1 protein-coding gene is annotated in these 321 nt (G+C 67.6%); it reads left to right on the top strand.

What is annotated here, in order from left to right; all coding sequences use genetic code 11:
- The coding region (locus FBT96_RS19970; RefSeq protein ID WP_455769548.1) for a phage head spike fiber domain-containing protein at positions 1–321 on the top strand (321 nt) is incomplete at both ends.

The following is a 321-nucleotide window of genomic DNA, read 5'->3' as shown; positions in this document are numbered from 1 at the left end:
CGGTGGTTCGCCCTGCCGACATCCGACAGCGCGAATGTCTTCCGCACCTCCTATTTCGACCTGCAAACCGGGACGCTCGGGGTGGTGTCCCAGGGCGCGGCGGGGCAAACGGCGCAAATCGTGGCGGCGGGGAACGGCTGGTATCGCTGCAGCGTGACGCAGACACAGGCCGCGGCGACTGGCAGCTTCAGCGTTTATCCAAGCGTGGCGGGCGGAAACGGCAACACGAGTTACCTGGGCAATGGGGCGTCGGGGCTTCATCTCTGGGGCGCGCAGCTGGAGGTCGGGGCCGCGGCCAGTTCGGTCATTCTGACCGAGGCC

Source organism: Rhodobacter capsulatus (genome assembly GCF_005144475.1).
Taxonomy (GTDB): Bacteria; Pseudomonadota; Alphaproteobacteria; order Rhodobacterales; family Rhodobacteraceae; genus Rhodobacter; species Rhodobacter capsulatus_C.
Note: the sequence above shows the minus strand (reverse complement) of the source record. Positions and strands in the feature narration are given on the sequence as shown.